At 38.3% G+C, this 15,328-nt stretch carries 12 protein-coding genes and 5 tRNA genes; 12 read left to right on the top strand and 5 right to left on the bottom strand.

Features of this window, described 5'->3' with window-relative positions:
* Positions 1 to 307: 307 nt before the first annotated feature.
* Positions 308 to 1,165 carry a DMT family transporter gene (locus CPS_RS21560; RefSeq protein ID WP_011045509.1) on the bottom strand — a complete coding sequence of 286 codons (858 nt, stop codon included), beginning with the start codon at positions 1,163 to 1,165 and terminating at the stop codon, positions 308 to 310.
* 289 nt (positions 1,166 to 1,454) lie between these two features.
* A complete protein-coding gene (locus tag CPS_RS21555; RefSeq protein WP_011045508.1) occupies positions 1,455 to 3,350 on the bottom strand; it encodes a beta-ketoacyl synthase in 1,896 nt (631 codons plus the stop codon).
* A gap of 150 nt (positions 3,351 to 3,500) precedes the next feature.
* On the opposite strand from CPS_RS21555, the gene CPS_RS21550 reads away from it, so the two are divergent.
* Positions 3,501 to 4,535, top strand: coding sequence for a GlxA family transcriptional regulator (locus tag CPS_RS21550; protein WP_011045507.1), 1,035 nt, complete (start codon positions 3,501 to 3,503; stop codon positions 4,533 to 4,535).
* A gap of 56 nt (positions 4,536 to 4,591) precedes the next feature.
* Here the strand turns inward: CPS_RS21550 and CPS_RS21545 are convergent, their stop codons facing one another.
* A complete protein-coding gene (locus CPS_RS21545) occupies positions 4,592 to 5,470 on the bottom strand; it encodes a GGDEF domain-containing protein (protein WP_011045506.1) in 879 nt (292 codons plus the stop codon).
* 239 nt (positions 5,471 to 5,709) lie between these two features.
* On the opposite strand from CPS_RS21545, the gene CPS_RS21540 reads away from it, so the two are divergent.
* The 10 genes from CPS_RS21540 to nusG all read left to right on the top strand — a co-directional run bounded on the left by CPS_RS21540 (position 5,710) and on the right by nusG (position 10,841).
* Positions 5,710 to 6,354: a dUTP diphosphatase gene (locus CPS_RS21540; protein WP_011045505.1), complete on the top strand. Its 645-nt coding sequence runs from the start codon at positions 5,710 to 5,712 to the stop codon at positions 6,352 to 6,354.
* Positions 6,355 to 6,546: 192 nt separating this feature from the next.
* Complete coding sequence (locus tag CPS_RS21535) at positions 6,547 to 7,230, top strand: DUF2726 domain-containing protein (protein WP_011045504.1); 684 nt, start codon at positions 6,547 to 6,549, stop codon at positions 7,228 to 7,230.
* Between the two features lie 275 nt (positions 7,231 to 7,505).
* Positions 7,506 to 7,581 (top strand) — tRNA-Thr (locus CPS_RS21530).
* A gap of 60 nt (positions 7,582 to 7,641) precedes the next feature.
* Positions 7,642 to 7,726: transfer RNA gene (locus tag CPS_RS21525), tRNA-Tyr, on the top strand.
* Positions 7,727 to 7,787: 61 nt separating this feature from the next.
* A tRNA-Gly gene (locus tag CPS_RS21520) sits at positions 7,788 to 7,861 on the top strand.
* A 16-nt stretch (positions 7,862 to 7,877) separates the two neighbouring features.
* Positions 7,878 to 7,953 (top strand) — tRNA-Thr (locus CPS_RS21515).
* Between the two features lie 82 nt (positions 7,954 to 8,035).
* On the top strand, positions 8,036 to 9,220 hold the full coding sequence (gene tuf / locus CPS_RS21510; RefSeq protein ID WP_011045489.1) for an elongation factor Tu: 1,185 nt from the start codon (positions 8,036 to 8,038) through the stop codon (positions 9,218 to 9,220).
* Positions 9,221 to 9,685: 465 nt separating this feature from the next.
* Positions 9,686 to 9,762: transfer RNA gene (locus CPS_RS21505), tRNA-Trp, on the top strand.
* 93 nt (positions 9,763 to 9,855) lie between these two features.
* Positions 9,856 to 10,236: a preprotein translocase subunit SecE gene (secE, locus tag CPS_RS21500; protein ID WP_011045503.1), complete on the top strand. Its 381-nt coding sequence runs from the start codon at positions 9,856 to 9,858 to the stop codon at positions 10,234 to 10,236.
* Between the two features lie 17 nt (positions 10,237 to 10,253).
* The gene (nusG, locus tag CPS_RS21495; protein ID WP_011045502.1) at positions 10,254 to 10,841 is read left to right on the top strand and encodes a transcription termination/antitermination protein NusG; all 588 of its coding nucleotides are present in this window, start codon (positions 10,254 to 10,256) and stop codon (positions 10,839 to 10,841) included.
* A 313-nt stretch (positions 10,842 to 11,154) separates the two neighbouring features.
* Here nusG and CPS_RS21490 read toward each other — a convergent pair whose 3' ends face one another.
* Together CPS_RS21490 and CPS_RS21485 are read right to left on the bottom strand one after the other, a co-directional pair.
* Positions 11,155 to 12,975: a glycoside hydrolase family 9 protein gene (locus tag CPS_RS21490; protein WP_011045501.1), complete on the bottom strand. Its 1,821-nt coding sequence runs from the start codon at positions 12,973 to 12,975 to the stop codon at positions 11,155 to 11,157.
* A 97-nt stretch (positions 12,976 to 13,072) separates the two neighbouring features.
* Positions 13,073 to 13,888 (bottom strand): ion transporter, encoded by an 816-nt coding sequence (locus CPS_RS21485; RefSeq protein ID WP_011045500.1) that lies wholly within the window; start codon positions 13,886 to 13,888, stop codon positions 13,073 to 13,075.
* A gap of 263 nt (positions 13,889 to 14,151) precedes the next feature.
* On the opposite strand from CPS_RS21485, the gene CPS_RS21480 reads away from it, so the two are divergent.
* Complete coding sequence (locus CPS_RS21480; protein WP_011045499.1) at positions 14,152 to 15,255, top strand: OmpA family protein; 1,104 nt, start codon at positions 14,152 to 14,154, stop codon at positions 15,253 to 15,255.
* Positions 15,256 to 15,328: the final 73 nt, after the last annotated feature.

Genomic DNA, 15,328 nt, shown 5'->3' with positions numbered 1-15,328 from the left:
AAACGCTCGTTGTGGGTGATGTGAAAAGCCACTGTATAATATAAATACAGCTTAAGAATATAATGCTATTAGCTTAGAATTATTTTGAATATAATGCCGTTTTCAATTGGTTATCAAAATAAAATACAGTTTGGACAGGGGTGCTGAAGGTTGTTTATTGAAGGTTCACTGTTGGAGATAGCTGGGTATGGCTGGGTAATAAATTAAAGATGTTAAGATTTTCCTTATTTTGATTAAATTTTTTGAGTCATTCTAATTATTCAGTATTATGACGTTGTGTAGATGGTATGTACTGTTAAAGAGGATATTAATGCCTACGCTTGAAAGTCAGTACTAGAATGGTGCCAATTAATATGGTAATTGAAGCGAATATGACACGTAATGTAATGACTTCATTTAGTAGTAGAGCCCCAGCTAAAGTGACTAATAGCGGAACACTTAATTGCACAATCGCGGCTTGAGTGGCTTTAAGCTCAGGCAACACACTATACCAAATAATATACCCGATACCAGAAGTGACAATACCGGATAGCAATGCATAAATAACACCAGTGTTTGCTAAGTCGATAGTGTTGTTTGTAAACAGGTAAACTATGAGCCATAACAGTGTTGCCATAGGGGCAGCTTTTATGAAGTTACCGGCAGTGCTAGCTGCAGGACTACTTGCTCCTCTGCCTTGTAGCGTGTAAATACTCCAAGCGATCCCTGAGATACACATCAAAAATGCTCCCATAAAGGAAGGTGCACTTATACCCGGTAGCATCAAAATGACTAGCCCAACAATTGCTAAAACAAAGCCGACTAGCTGTATTACGTTCAGTCGTTCTCCTTCACGGTAACCTGCAACGGTCATGGTAATTTGTACTGATCCAAAGAGTAATAGGGCACCTGTGCCAGCTGCAATCAATCCGTAACCATAGGTAAAACTGACGGCATAAATAAACAAAGCAAAAGCAGCAAACCATGTCCCCCCTTGTGCTATTTTTTTACCTTTTTTGATCGCTAAAAATAACCACAAGAAGAGTGCTCCTGAGACAACTCGAAGCATAATGAAGCTAGCTTCATCAATAGCCGTTTTTTCTAAAGCAAAACGAGTGATGAGCGAATTAGCAGCAAAGGCTGATAGTGACAGTAAAGTGATTAAAATGATGCGAAGCCGAGTCATATTTTGCCTTATCTTTGTTTAGGAAAACTATAATAGGAGGAGAAGTGACTCGATTTTGTACTTTAGGAAGAGCAGGAACATATCAGGTGTTAGCTTGCCATTTTAGCAAGTTATCACCATTATACCCGCTCCACTTGAAGATGCTCAGTCTTCCCCAAGGGGATGGTTTAGAAACACTTTAAGTTGCGTTATTGATTTTGACAATATATCTTCTATCAATGCCTTGCTTCAAGGCGTTTCTAATTCCAGTTGAATCATGCATCTTCAAGTGGAACGGGTATAGATAAGGTTAAACCATATCATCAAAAGGGTTTTTGCTAGGTAGTGCGATGCTATTTTTGAATTCAGTGAAGCGTAAACTATCGTTAGTTAATTCAATATTGGCTTCATCGATCAGACCTTCACCAAATTTGTAAATTAAATCAAACTGACCATCATTAGCGTTATCACGATACACTTGCTGGGCTTGTTCTACTTCAATTAACTTCTGTTGGTAAGTTGCCATTGCCTCTGCACCATAACGTTTCTCCATCATTGATAAACTTACTTTTGGAGAAAAAACAGTCGCGGTTGCATTATTGCCACCAAAGCCTTTTGAATTGATAAAAGCGATATCCATATCAGGGCAGTGCCAATGATCTGTAGCAATATTAAGGTGTTCGTTATGAACGTCTTCAGCAACTTCATCAATAGTGGTAATACCGGGCATAATATTATCACTAAAAATACCTAATGCCATTGCCATTTGATCGCCACTTGCAGGGCCTAAGGTGTGACCAATATACGCTTTAGGTGCAGCAACCGGCCAATTTTCAATGTTAAAACACTCTGCAACTTTATGATAAATTAATGACTCAGTAACGCGATTTTGTGGGGTACTAGAACCGTGCGCCAAAATAAAGCTACGTTCTTGTAATGCTTCTTTACCTAAAACTTGCTCTGCTAAAGCAACGGATTTGGCCATGGTAATATAGTTACCAGGTCCTGGTGCGGTAATTGATTTTTTGTAACCGTCAGCGTTAATGAAAACGTCGGCAACAGAGCCGAGTACTTTTGCGCCCATCTCTAAGGCAAGCGCATCATCCATCAAGACAACAAACTGTGCGCCTTCACCCATAGTAAAACCACAGTTCTGACCAAATGGACGGCTAGTTCGACGATGATCAGCAGTATCAGTACCATCAAGTTTTTTTAGCCCTTCTTCGTTGGCTAATGCACTCATGTTGCCAAAGCCTTCAATCATCTCTGGCGTAATAGGCGCTTCACTACTACCAACAATAGCGATACGTGTTCGGCCAGCGGCCATATCATGTGTTGCGGCACGTAGGTTATACAAAAATGTTGCACAAGCACCTGAGCTAGTAAAAGTAGTACCAACATTGCCAGTAACATAAGCATTGATAAAATCGGTAGACATAGTATTAAGTCCCAGCGCTAATTGCTTAGAGCTGACACGAGAACCGGTTAAACGGCTTTTAACTAAGCCACCAAAGCCTTCATCATGCATTTGTCCTGCTATTGAAGCTGAGTAGGTACCAACTTCATCGGGACTAATTTTATCTAGAATAGCATCCCATTCTAATCCGGTAGAGCGAATAGCATCTGTCGCCGCAAAGATTGTTACTTGCAAACCGCGCGGATGGTTTCGACTTTTGTAAAGCTCAGTAGGATCGAATCCTGTAGGAAATTGACCCGCGGCTTTAATCGGATTATCACGGTACGAATCGTGAGTAATTGTTAGTTGCTCAGGAATTTCGACAGAAACTCTACCTGCACCTAAGTCAGTAACCAACCATGAACTTGGTACCGGTTGAGGTAATTCTTTAGCACGTAATTCAAACGCTATAGGCTTATCTGTAGGCGTGACATTCATTTTTTGATGCCAGTGAGTCGCATCAGGATCAAAATGGTTTTTTTCAATTTTACGAATTAGGGTACCAGCAAGAATTTTTTGCCCAAACTTGCTTTCGATCTCTTCAGCTAAAACAAGGTTACCGTCACCATCAACTAAAGCACCATCTTTTTTTGTGACAATTTTCATTAAGCTTGCTAATCCGACAAATGTTTCTTGGCGTGCTTGAGCAGTTAATTTATCGATTACTATACGTCGGAAGCCTTGATGAAATGAGGTACGGCCTGAAGCATTAATACCGCCCATGCCAATAATTAAAGGTAAACGTGTCATGTAATAATCCACTTAAAGAATTTGAATAAATGCAAAATAGTCGTATTGCGTTTGATAGTGTCTATTCTAATGACTCCTCAAAATAATAATAAGCCAAAATGGCCTTGTAGTATGCAATAATGGCCAAAAATAACGAAAAGGAAAGGAATGATGCCTAATAAGCGGATAAAAATAGATTATCTAACAAATAAGTTAACGGTAAATTTAGTTATTTATCCGCATGTATTAGCCACGGGAGTTACTTTACCCATAGAGATGTTACTCGCTGGTGAGGCTTTTGCTAGGCGTTATGATAAATCAGTATTAAAACTAGACACGCAATTTTTAAGTGAATCGTCAGTTAAAATAAAGTCACGTGCAGGCATTACCATGGTTGCCGATATCACCCTTGATAGTGAATTATTAGTTAAATCAACCCCACCTGATATTATTATTGTGCCCAGTTTGTGGCGTAATCCTCGCCCCGTACTTAAAAGTCATGAAAAATTAGTTGCTTGGTTAAAGCATTGCTGGCAGCAAGGAAGTACTTTAATTGGTGTTGGCACTGGGGTGTGCTTTTTGGCAGAGTCAGGTTTATTAGATAATCACTCAGCAACCACGCATTGGCATTATGTTGAGCAATTTAAGCGAGACTATCCACAAGTTGATTTAAAGCCCGATTTCTTTATTACGCAATCTGAACGTATTTATTGTGCAGCTAGCTTAAATGCATTGGCAGACATTATTGTTCACCTAATCGCTCAGCATTACGGTAAAGAAGCGGCACAAAATGTAGAACGAAATTTCTCCCATGAAATACGCAAGCCTTATGAGGAACAACGTTATTTGGAGGGATCGGGTGATAGGCATGCGGATGAATTGATTGCTGAAATTCAATTTTGGCTACGGACAAATTTAAATACTGAATTAACCCTGACAGAAATTGCTAAGCAATTTGGTATGAGTCAACGCTCATTTACCCGCCGGTTCAAAGCGGCAACGGGCGTTCGTGCGACACAATACTGGCAGCAGTTAAGAATAGAAACAGCAAAAGAACTATTGGCATCAAGTAATTTAACTATTCAAGAAATAGCAGATCAGGTGGGTTATCAAGATCAAGGACATTTAACTCGATTATTTAAGAAAGACTTACATTTAACGCCGAAAGCTTATCGCGCTATGGTAAGGAAAAAACTGTTCAGTTAAAGTGAGCATATCAAACAGTAAGGTCTGCCCATGAATTTGAACTATAAATTGAAATTTTATGTTACTGAATGATAAGTCACTTTATTTTTTCCATGGGACTTCGCTTCATAAAGTAAATTATCAACTCGCTTAGCTATAGAGTTGGGACCATCACCAGTAGTTACTTCACAAATACCTAAACTGATGGTGATATTAATATCGGTAAGAATAGTATTAAAAGCCACAATTTTTCTTAATTTTTCGGCTAACTGAATCGCATCAACTTTAGTTTTTGACTCTGATAAAATGACAAATTCTTCACCGCCAATTCTAAATAGATGGTCAGTTTCTCGAATATTTTTCTCGATAAGCGCACCAAAACTCCGTAATACCGTATCGCCAACATCATGACCAAAGTTGTCATTAATATTTTTAAAATCATCAATATCTATGCTGATAATTGAGAAAGGGGTTTGGTAACGCTCAAAAACAGCGAGTAAAGATTTAATTTTAAGGTTATATGCTTTTCTGTTTTTTATCTGTGTAAGTTCATCCAATAATGTTTGTTGCTTTAATTGTTGGTTGGCTTTCTCTAACGAAGTGATATCACGACTAATGCCTAAAATTCCGGTGTTAATACCATCATAAACAAAAGGAATTTTTTTGGTTAACAGATAAACTTTGTTGTTATTAGGATAGACAACCCATTCTTCATTGGATCTGACACTACCTTCAGCTAGCATGAGTTTGTCGTGCTTTCTGAATAGGCAAGCCAAGTCATGATCAAATATTTCAAAATCATCCTTGCCTATAAGGTCCTCAGCTTTTTTGCCGACAAAGTTGAGGAAAGCAGTATTACAGCCAATATATCTGAAGTGTTTATCTTTATAAAAAATCAAATCATCAATGAGATCAATGACGGAGTTAAGTAGTAGGTTATTGTCTAAATACTTCATAGAACTTTCCTTGAGCTAACTCGTTTACTTGGTGATATGGTAACAATAAGCAGAGGGAGAAGAGTTTTACCTACCTAATATAGTCATAAAGCCACTCTTAAAGCAAAAGAAACAGCTAATACCTTTCGAGCTGATGTAGCGCTAACTTGGTCAATAAGTTAATCCGTTTAGTATAATACTTGTCACAAGCTATCAGCTACGGCAAAATAACAGTACTAACATTATTATTTGAGAAATACATGAGCGAAAAACTATCAACTGCACTCTCTATAGCCGAGAAACAAATTAGCCAAATGCTGGTCATGCAAGATGCGATGAACAGTCGTGTTAGTGACACTTGGCGTGAAAATGGCTATGAATGGTATCGTGCAATTTGGGTAGAATGTGCTGAGATGTTAGACCATCATGGTTGGAAATGGTGGAAACACCAAGAAATTGACATCGCTCAAGTGCAATTAGAACTCGTTGATATTTTTCACTTTGGTTTGAGTTTACGTTTAATGTCTGGTGATAGTGCCGAATTAATTGCCAGTGAACTTTCAAAAGAATTACACCAAGGTACGGCAGAAAGTGACTTTAAAATAGCGCTAGAAAACTTAGCATCGGCTGCTGTTACAAGTAGAGCTTTTGATGCCAAAGCTTTAGCTGACTGCATGTCGTTAATGAATATGGATCTAGATGAATTATTCAGACAATATGTAGGTAAAAATACACTAAACTTTTTCCGCCAAGACCACGGTTATAAAGAGGGTAGTTATATTAAAGAGTGGCACGGTGAAGAAGATAATGAAGTATTAGCAAAGCTAGTTACTACTTTAGATACTGGTGCAGAAGATTTTCAGCAGCAATTATACCAAGCGTTAGAAGAAAAATACCCTGCCTAAATTAATACTACTATATAGGTGCAGTATTTGACGCTGCATCTATTTCTTAAATAAGTATTATTCAAAATCATATCTTAATAAACCTTTCTAAACATCGATCTTCGGCACAAATTTTGCTTAATCAAGGTTAAGTAGTACGTTTATTCTCTAATAGAGAGAAAGCGTCAAGAATTTGAATCGCTGGAGAAATGTATGGAACTGATATTATTTACCTTGATTACCTTAGTGGTAATTGTTGCCGTGTTAGCAAGTCGTTTAAATGACAATAGCTTTCCTTTTCCTTTTGATAGTAAAAAAGCAATTTTTACACCCGCAGAAAAAAACTTCCAAAATCTTGTTGAACAAGCATTAGGTGCGAAATACCGTGTGCTGAATCGCGTCAGGCTCAGTGATGTGGTAACGATACGCAATGGAGTCTCAAGTCGAGCCAGTCAAACGGCAGCAAAAAGTGCTGAAACCAAATACTTAGATTTTGTTATTTGTGATCGTAGCACTATGAAACTACTTGGCGCGATTGATTTAGTCGATACGCAGGGCCGAGGTTATAAAATTAAAAAAGACTGGTTTGTGAGTGGTAGTTTAGAAGCCGCTTCAATTCCACACCTTCGTATTAAAGTAAAAGCCAATTACACATTAGAAGAAATTAGATCTTGTATCCATACTCGCCTCTTGGGTAAATCGGCGGCTAACTTTGCACCTGAACCGAAAATAAAGGGTCGTATCATCCCGGCTCCTATGGTGAGAGCACGAAATAAATCAGTTGGCGCTTTAACAGCGGCAGCGGCTAGAGCACAAGTTGATCAACAAACGCCAATAATGCCACAAATGTCAGCAGGACAATTAGGTGGAATGCCAGCTTCCTCCTTATCACACTAAGCATTGCATTTAATTAAGGGATAACACGGCTATATATAGTAAGAAATATAGCCAAAAATATGTCCTAACAAAGAAAAATAAAGAGATCCGACATTTAACAGTGTCGGATTTTTTACTTTAACCACCAGTAACAAGCCGTTGAGCAGCAAAAACGACCTTCCTTTGAATGAAAAACCATCAAACAAACAATAAAGATGAAAAAAGTGCAAAATATTTGAATTTAGCTATTGCAAGGCGTAAAACATTACACTAGAATTCGCACCACTTAATGTAGTGCCGACTTAGCTCAGTTGGTAGAGCAACTGACTTGTAATCAGTAGGTCGCCAGTTCGATTCCGGCAGTCGGCACCATTAATACTTATTAAAGCAATGCTTTTATAGGGTACCTTGGAAAAGGTATAGGCTTAAAGTGGAGGGGTTCCCGAGTGGCCAAAGGGATCAGACTGTAAATCTGACGGCTCAGCCTTCGGTGGTTCGAATCCACCTCCCTCCACCATCTTTCGAGTTATACTTTGTTGAAAAGTATAGTTCAAAAAAAAAGATATCTGATAGAAAACGCGGGCGTCGTATAGTGGTAATACCTTAGCCTTCCAAGCTAAAGCTGCGAGTTCGATTCTCGCCGCCCGCTCCAATCTTTGTATATGAATGCTGATATGGCTCAGTTGGTAGAGCGCACCCTTGGTAAGGGTGAGGTCGGCAGTTCGAATCTGCCTATCAGCACCATTCCTAGATTAATCTATCCTTATCTCAAATTAAATATCAAACTTAAACAGTAAATAATTACTATACCCAGAGGTATCTTACAATGGCTAAAGAAAAATTTGAACGTAATAAACCACATGTAAATGTTGGTACTATTGGACACGTTGATCACGGTAAAACTACTTTAACAGCCGCTATCTCTGCGGTATTAACTAAAGTTCACGGTGGTGAAGTTAAAGATTTCGCACAAATCGATAACGCTCCTGAAGAACGTGAACGTGGTATTACAATTAATACTTCTCACATCGAATACGATACTGAAGCACGTCACTATGCACACGTAGATTGTCCTGGTCACGCCGATTATATCAAAAATATGATCACTGGTGCTGCACAAATGGATGGCGCTATCTTAGTAGTTGCTGCTACAGATGGTCCTATGCCACAAACACGTGAACACATCTTATTGTCTCGCCAAGTTGGTGTTCCTTTCATCATCGTTTTCATGAACAAATGTGACGTTGTAGATGATGAAGAATTATTAGAATTAGTAGAAATGGAAGTTCGTGAACTTCTTTCTGAATATGATTTCCCAGGTGATGACTTACCGGTAATTCAAGGTTCTGCTTTAGGCGCTCTTCAAGGCGATGAAGCATGGGAAGCGAAAATCATTGAGCTTGCTGATGCACTTGATACTTACATTCCAGAGCCAGAGCGTGCAATCGACGGAGCATTCATCATGCCTATCGAAGATGTATTCTCAATCTCAGGTCGTGGTACAGTTGTAACAGGTCGTGTTGAACGTGGTATCATCAAAATTGGTGAAGAAGTAGAAGTTGTTGGTATCCGTGATACACAAAAATCAACTTGTACAGGTGTTGAAATGTTCCGTAAGCTTCTTGACGAAGGTCGTGCTGGCGAAAACTGTGGTGTTCTTCTACGTGGTCTTAAGCGTGAAGATGTTGAACGTGGTCAAGTACTTTGTGCTCCAGGTTCAATCTTACCTCACACTAAATTCGAATCAGAAGTTTATGTTCTTTCTAAAGATGAAGGTGGTCGTCATACTCCATTCTTTAAAGGATACCGTCCACAGTTTTACTTCCGTACAACAGATATCACAGGTGCTGTAGAGCTTCCTGAAGGTGTTGAAATGGTAATGCCTGGTGACAACCTTAAGTTTGTTGTTGAGCTAATCAACCCAGTAGCGATGGACGAAGGTTTACGCTTCGCAATCCGTGAAGGTGGTCGTACTGTTGGTGCTGGTGTTGTTTCTAAGATTATGGCTTAATTTGTCTTTAACATCGATTTAACGTCGTTGTTGGTACTCATTGACTAGCGTCAACTCCGTGCCAACGTCTTGTTAAATCATCTGTTAAAACACAAATTCATATTAGAAATAGTACTGAATAAAGAAGGTCGCTAACGCGGCCTTTTTTGTGCGCATAATTTAACGCTGGAAAGAAACTTCCAACAGTATAGAGTCGCATTTTAAATGAGTGACCGGGTTTCAATAATACGAAATAGTATTTCTTAAGAAGGCTAGTTGAGCATCTATTGCGTTTTAAATAATCATGTTCTGATTATTTAAAGATGCTATTGCAGAGAAACGGCTTATCTTAGCCAATACATCAAATACTTCTTGAGTAAAACACTGGGCTGAGTATAATAGCGCCTCACTTCTCGAGTATCTCTTATTTCCCAAAAAACTAAGATTCACCTGATAAGTGTAACTATTGCTTTATAAGCAATCTGTAGGGGTGTAGTTCCAATTGGTAGAACAGCGGTCTCCAAAACCGATGGTTGGGAGTTCGAGTCTCTCCACCCCTGCCATTTTTGAGTAAACATAGATGATTTCATTTATGTTTAAGCGACTTGTGTTTGCAAGTCGTGTTATTAGAAAGTAGATAAATACGGAATAGAATTATGAATGCAAGTACAGAAGAGCAACCAAGCAGTTCTTTCGATGCAGTAAAGTGGGGAGTTATTTTCTTACTTTTAGCGGGTGCTGTTGCGGGTAATTACGTTTACGGTGAAGAGTCAGTATTAATTAGAGCAGTGGCTGTTGTGGCAATGGTTGGTATTGCTGGTTTAATTGCATTACAAACTGAAAAAGGTCGTAATGCTGCTATATTTGCAAAAGAAGCTCGTACTGAAGTACGTAAAGTTGTTTGGCCAACACGCCAAGAAGCCGTACAGACGACAGGTATTGTATTAGTAGTGACTTTATTGATGTCATTACTACTTTGGGGATTAGACTCCGTTCTATTCTGGTTAGTTGGTTTAGTTACAGGTATGCAGGTTTAGTTATGTCTGAAGAAAATATGTCAGAAGAAAATATCTCTCCTGAAGGCGAAGAAAAGAAAGTTAATCAAAATCCGAAATTGCGTTGGTACGTAGTACAAGCATTTTCTGGTTATGAAGGTCGCGTTCAAAAAACATTGCTTGAGCACATTGAAATCCACGGTTTACAAGAGAAATTCGGTGAGATTTTAGTTCCTACTGAAGAAGTAGTAGAAATGCGCGCAGGTCAAAAGCGTAAAAGCTCACGTAAGTTTTTCCCTGGATACGTTTTAGTACAAATGGAAATGGATGTTGATGCTTGGCATTTAGTGAAAAGTGTTCCACGTGTTCTTGGCTTTATTGGTGGTACAAGTGATCGTCCTGCACCGATTACCAAGAAAGAAGCGGATCGTATTTTACAACGTCTTGAAGAAACAGATAAGCCGAAGCCTAAGACATTGTTTGAACCAGGTGAAGTTATTCGTGTTATTGACGGACCATTCGCTGACTTTAATGGTGTAGTTGAAGAACTTGATTACGAGAAAAACCGTATCAAAGTATCTGTACTTATCTTTGGTCGTTCAACGCCAGTTGATTTAGAATTTGGTCAAGTTGAGAAGGGTAGCTAAGTAGCCACTTTTTCTGAATATAAAAAATACTTGATATAATAACGCTTGCTTTGTGCAAGCGTTTTTTTTTGTGATTAATTAATCCGTTTAGTAGCACTAAATTTTCAGTATTACAGAGTCGTTATTACAGGTTAATCATTACCTGATTAATATTCGTCTGTGTAAGTTCAAGAGAAGAGTAAACGTTAGGTAAAGCTATTTAGCTATCAGCAGCTTTGATGAAAAGATTCTAATGTAGAAGTCTGTGTTTGAAGAAATTAAGAATAGGTGTTGTCAAAGGACTAAGTTTAATAGCTCAGTCCATTGATGTGAATTACTCAGTCATTGCCGTCATAGCTAACAAATACCAGGTTGAATTTTGTAACCATTGTTCTACCCAGCGCCTATTATTTTCATCAGGTCCTTCAGCCCAAGTAATGCCACGGCCATTTAGGTATGATGTTGCGCCAGTGATACCATTTGAAATACCACCATTTAACATAGTACCCGCACTTTTAGCATGCGGTGGGTTATTAACGCCAAAACCGTATAACATACTTACTTGGTAAGGATTTTTACCCATGATCCAATCTATTTGGCTTTGTGCAAAATAAGCGAGTTCATCATTGATACCAAAAGCACCACTTTTATCACTGTGAGTGATTTTACCACCCCATATTGCTGCAGCGGTTAATGAGGCCAAGCGTGAATTTTCACCTTGCCAAGCATGGCTAGCTTCACTTGCATGCGGTATAAAGAAGCCTTCTTGTTGTTTAGTGTGCTGGCCATCTTTGTAGCTTTTAAATGTTTGGCGTGCCAAATTAAATGGATTAGCAACCTGAGAATTTAAGGCGAGTTGATAATCAAGCGATAGTTTAATAGTCCGTTTAGTTTTAGTTTTAATTTGTCGATTACGCTCTATTGCTAAATAATCAACTAAGGCAATAACAGGTAATCCTGCTTCAGCCCCATGATAAAAGGGTCTATTATCATCATCGCTGACAAACCAACCTTGTGAAGTCATTCTATTATTTAAGTTATGAGCACGGTGACGCGCGGTTTTTAAGTATTTCGATTTTTTAGTTATGCGATAAAGTTCAGTGGCCGCAATGAGGGCAGTGTAATCATCGATAATATTTTCTTTACCATTATCAACATAACGTAGGTTGTTCTTTTGTAAATGAGTAAAAGCACGTTCCGCATCGATTAAATACTGCTTTGCAGAAAATTCACCTTGAACACCTGTTTTATTACTCAGTTCATGTGCTCTTACTAACGCAGCAATAGCTATGCCTCCGCCTTCACGAAAAGCGGCTTGGAAGTTAGTGTTATAATCACCTTCAGCTCCTTGATAACCTGAGATTAAACGCTCTTCTGCCAAGCCTCGTTGGTCGTAAATATTGGTATAAAAATAGCCTTCACTGTCTAATATTCTATGTAGATAATCTGCGCCCCAAATAACTTCCTCAGCAAGCTCCAATGTTAATGCCTTGCGGTCATACAATCGATTTAAGCTATCATAAGATTTTGCCATGGCCCAGGTAGCTATTGCGCCTTGTTGAGGAATTAAAAAGTTAGACTCAGTATGCTGACTTAAGTGTTTGCCCTGATCCCCTCCTGCATCTACCCAACCACCTGAAACATTAACGTAACGTTCAGTACCAATCATGCGAATAGATTCATCTCTCGGATTAGTATGACGACTTGCTTTAAAGTAATTGATTAGTGATTTGGCGGTAAGTGCAAAGTAAGCATTATGTTTAATCGCGAACGTTGATGAAGCTAGTTGCTGCTTGGGTGTATTTACTACAATATGAAATTCACCTCGGCGTTTTACTTGCGAGAAATCAGCGAGGTAATAGTGAGCACCTTGCCCCCATTCAGAGAAGCTTGGTTGAGAAGTAAGCTTACCTTGATAAATCATGTTTGAATCTTGATAAACGATAAAACGACTTGCTGTTTCACCTATGGGTAAAGCAACTACTGCTTGTTTGGGCGCTTGCACGTCAAAAGCCAGCTGGTTAATATAAATATTAGCCTTGGTTAGGGGAGGTGGGTTGCTTGGTTGTGGTGTGCTGCTACAAGCAGAGACAATAATCACCATAGCAAGTGGCAGTAGTTTACATAAACGAGAATAAAGGGAAACCGTTGTCATTTTTTTACCGTAAGGTTATATTTTTTATAAAGTTAACCTTAACTTATTGGTATTAATTTGGTAATACTTTAATCACATAAGATAATACTCAATTCTACTATTTATCAGGCTTAGATTTACTCTGTAGTAATTGATTTAGTTTATCAATTTTTTGTTCAAGTATTAACATATCTTCTTTAGTTGCTATGACTTGTTTAGGTTTACCTTCTTCTTCATGCATGACTTGCATCGCATCAACTATAATACCAATAAATAAGTTAAGGACTGCGAAGCTGGTAATAATGATAAAGGGTACAAAGAATACCCAAGAGAGGGGAAATAACTCCATGGTTGGACGAACTATCCCCATAGACCAACTCTCTAATGTCATTACCTGAAATAAGGTGTAAGCAGAAGCCCCAATGTTGCCAAACCATTCCTGCATGTTCGCATCACTATGAGTGCCAAATATCTTAGTGGTTAGTACAGCGGACACATAAAATATAATACTCAAGACACCAACTACTGAAGCCATACCTGGTAATGAATGCCCTAGGGCGCCTATCACACGACGCATTTGCGGAACGACAGAAAGTAACCGTAAAACTCTCAATATTCTAAAGGCGCGTAAAACCGATAATGCACCGCTTGTAGGTGCCCAGGAAATGGCAACGATTATAAAATCAAACCAGTTCCATCCTGAACGAAAAAATTGATTTCGATAAACAATGAATTTTAATAAAAGCTCAATTGTGAACAGTACTAGGATGGTCGTATCTATGGTGTGTAAAAGCTCAGCATTAGCTTTACCAAACTGGCTTGTTTCAAGGCCCAGACTAATTGCATTAAAGAGGATAAGAAAAATAAGAAAACTTTGGAATTTTTTACTTTCAACAAACCTTTGTAGTTTGCTGTTGTGTGCAGATATAGACATATGAGACCTAGTAATAATGTGACTGACATTTTTATGAAAACATTATAACTAAAATTAAAATGTTAAATGTAAGAGACTTTAGCCCAAACAAGGAGGTAAAGGCCTATGTAGCCCGAAATACAGCTTATCAATGTCTTTTTAATAACAATTTGAAAGATATTTTTACAAATTGATAACTAATTGCTGCAACATAAAGAAGAAACGATTAAAATATGCGCCGTAAAAAACCAATCATTGGACTACATTCATAGGGATAATATGTAATGCGCTACTTACCAGTTTCAAAAATAAGCCAGTTTATCGGTTTATCAATTTTTTCTTTATCGTTATCAGCTGCTGAGCAGCCAAGTGCTGAGAGTTTAGTTGGCAAGGTGTATCTTGGTGGCCATACTTTGTATTTAAAAACAGATGAGGATCGTCTTTTTAATAGCAATGCCAACTCATCAATTGATCATGCTTCAGGTGTAGGTGCGGAGGCGGGTTACCGTATCTCAGAGTTATTTGAAACTAGACTTTCTTATACTCATTTTAATCCGGTTGCTGAAAATCATAACGTTGATTTATCATCAGGCAAAAGTATTGCGTTAGATCTATTATATTTCCCATTTAAAGAAAGTTTTTATGTTGTGGGTGGCGCAGATGTTTTAGATGTTGAGGAATCAAATCTTTCTGCAGCATTAGGTGCTGGCTACCGTCATTATTTAAGTAAGAATATGGCACTTTATTTTGAAGGAAAAGGCCATTATCAATTTGAAGATAATTACACTGACCTATCTGCTAAGTTAGGCTTTATCTATTTCTTTGGTACACAAAAAGCTGAAATAAAGCGTAGTGAGCCAGTAAAAACTAAAGCTGCCGTTGTTGCCCCTATCGCTGCTGTTGCTCCTATCGCTGAATTAGATAGTGATAATGATGGTGTATTAGATAGCAAAGATAATTGCGCTAATACTCCTGCAACGGACAAAGTAAATGAAGTAGGCTGTACTGTTTTTACTGAAGCGCAAGATACCGTTGAGTTACTTATTAACTTTGATAGCAATAAAGCCGTAGTTAAAGAAAAATATAAACCAATTATGGTTAAAGTCGCTAAATTTATGGAAGCTTATCCAGATCTTAGTTTAACAATTAAAGGGCATAGTTCAGCAAAGGGAAGTGCTGCATATAACCAGACTTTATCTGCTAAGCGTGCTCAGGCTGTTGTTGATGTTTTAATTAATGACTTTGGTGTTGATGCAAGTCGTTTAAATTCGATAGGTTATGGTGAAAGCGAATTACTAAATACAGATAATACAGCTGCAGCTCACGAACAAAACCGTCGTATAGAAGCTACCATTTCTACTACTAATAAAGTAGCGGAAAAACGCTGATTTTACAGGGGAAACAGTGGTTTGATGTAAATACAGAACACCACTATTTTCTAGGTAACAATAAAAGCGCTTG

Origin of the sequence: Colwellia psychrerythraea 34H (genome assembly GCF_000012325.1) — a bacterium.
Lineage (GTDB): Bacteria > Pseudomonadota > Gammaproteobacteria > Enterobacterales > Alteromonadaceae > Colwellia > Colwellia psychrerythraea_A.
Note: the sequence above shows the minus strand (reverse complement) of the source record. Positions and strands in the feature narration are given on the sequence as shown.

Coding starts and splice junctions, on each gene's coding strand:
- secE (WP_011045503.1), top strand. CDS start 9,856: ATGAATGCAAGTACAGAAGAGCAACCAAGCAGTTCTTTCGATGCAGTA.
- CPS_RS21540 (WP_011045505.1), top strand. CDS start 5,710: ATGAGCGAAAAACTATCAACTGCACTCTCTATAGCCGAGAAACAAATT.
- CPS_RS21550 (WP_011045507.1), top strand. CDS start 3,501: ATGCCTAATAAGCGGATAAAAATAGATTATCTAACAAATAAGTTAACG.
- CPS_RS21555 (WP_011045508.1), bottom strand. CDS start 3,350: ATGACACGTTTACCTTTAATTATTGGCATGGGCGGTATTAATGCTTCA.
- CPS_RS21545 (WP_011045506.1), bottom strand. CDS start 5,470: ATGAAGTATTTAGACAATAACCTACTACTTAACTCCGTCATTGATCTC.
- CPS_RS21490 (WP_011045501.1), bottom strand. CDS start 12,975: ATGACAACGGTTTCCCTTTATTCTCGTTTATGTAAACTACTGCCACTT.
- tuf (WP_011045489.1), top strand. CDS start 8,036: ATGGCTAAAGAAAAATTTGAACGTAATAAACCACATGTAAATGTTGGT.
- CPS_RS21485 (WP_011045500.1), bottom strand. CDS start 13,888: ATGTCTATATCTGCACACAACAGCAAACTACAAAGGTTTGTTGAAAGT.
- nusG (WP_011045502.1), top strand. CDS start 10,254: ATGTCAGAAGAAAATATCTCTCCTGAAGGCGAAGAAAAGAAAGTTAAT.
- CPS_RS21560 (WP_011045509.1), bottom strand. CDS start 1,165: ATGACTCGGCTTCGCATCATTTTAATCACTTTACTGTCACTATCAGCC.
- CPS_RS21480 (WP_011045499.1), top strand. CDS start 14,152: ATGCGCTACTTACCAGTTTCAAAAATAAGCCAGTTTATCGGTTTATCA.
- CPS_RS21535 (WP_011045504.1), top strand. CDS start 6,547: ATGGAACTGATATTATTTACCTTGATTACCTTAGTGGTAATTGTTGCC.